Genomic DNA, 1,242 nt, shown 5'->3' on the forward strand with positions numbered 1-1,242 from the left:
GCCCGCCATGATCAGCGAGTTGCCGTACATCCGCATCAGCGGCACGGCGTCCAGCACCCGCTGGATGTTGTCCAGGTGGAAGCCGGTGGGGACGAGCTGCGGCGGGAACCGCGACAGCTCCCGCGGCTCCATGAAGGTGCCGGCGAAGACGTAGTAGACGGGGAAGAGCACCGGGACCAGCGCCAGGAGCAGCACCACGTAGACCAGCACGCGGCCGAGCGTGATCCTCATGAGTAGTGCACCTTCCGTTCGATGACGCCGAACTGGACCGCGGTGCAGATGAGCACCATCAGCAGCAGCACCAGCGCCTGCGCGCTGGCTCGGCCGAAGTCACTGGTGCCGTGGGCGAAGGCCAGCTGGTAGATGGAGTAGACCAGGGTGGTGGTGGACCCGACCGGCCCGCCCTGGGTGAGGATGTGGATCTGTCCGAACCCCTGCAGCGCGTTGATCGTCGATATGACGATCAGGAAGAACAGCTGCGGGCCGAGCAACGGCACGGTGATGTACCAGGCGCGCCGCACGCCGGACGCGCCGTCCAGCAGCGCCGCCTCGTTGACCTCGCGGGGTATGGAGCCGACGCCGGCTGCGAGGATCAGCACGCCGTAGCCGAGGTTCATCCAGACGGTGGTGAGGCAGATGGAGATCAGCGCCATGTCGGTGCTGGTCAACCAGGCGACCTGGCCGAGGCCCAGTTGGTAGAGCAGGCCGTTGAGGACGCCGCTGGCGGGGTTGTAGAAGACCGCGAAGATGACGGACGCGCTCGCGACGGAGAACGCGAACGGCAGAGCGAAGGCGCTGCGGAAGAACCGCTGCGCGCGGACCTGGGACTCCAGCAGCAGCACCACGGCAAGGGCGCCGATCGCGCCGGGCACCACGACGCCGAGTGTGAACAGCGCGGTGACGACGAGGACTTTGCCGAAGTCCGCGGAGAACATCTCCTGGAAGTGGCTCAGTCCGACGAAGCGGGAGGGGCGACCGATGATGTCGTTGCCGTGCATCGACAGGTAGACGGTGCGGCCGAGCGGATAGAGCAGGAAGAGCGTGAAGACGACGATCGACGGGGCCAGGAACCCCCAGGCGAGCAGGGTTTCGCGGCGGGGGCCGGGCGCGCGGTCCGCGCTCGGTGTTCGCCGCCGGCGGGCGGGCGGGGCCGGGTCGGCGGCGGCATCAGCGCCGGTCACGGCCTCGGTTGTTGATGTGGGCACGGCAGGCAGCATGTACAGCCAAGGTGAAGGCGTCAAT

At 68.0% G+C, this 1,242-nt stretch carries 1 protein-coding gene and 1 pseudogene; both read right to left on the reverse strand.

Going from position 1 to position 1,242, the window contains the following annotated elements:
- Nucleotides 1-231: pseudogene (locus ACOJUJ_RS28050) on the reverse strand (carbohydrate ABC transporter permease); the annotation flags it as partial.
- On the reverse strand, nucleotides 228-1,217 hold the full coding sequence (locus ACOJUJ_RS28055; RefSeq protein WP_168089016.1) for a carbohydrate ABC transporter permease: 990 nt from the start codon (nucleotides 1,215-1,217) through the stop codon (nucleotides 228-230). The gene ACOJUJ_RS28055 and the pseudogene ACOJUJ_RS28050, both read right to left, overlap by 4 nt.
- Between the last annotated feature and the right edge of the window lie 25 nt (nucleotides 1,218-1,242).

This window comes from Longimicrobium sp., assembly GCF_048594345.1.
In the GTDB taxonomy this organism is placed as follows: Bacteria; Gemmatimonadota; Gemmatimonadetes; order Longimicrobiales; family Longimicrobiaceae; genus Longimicrobium.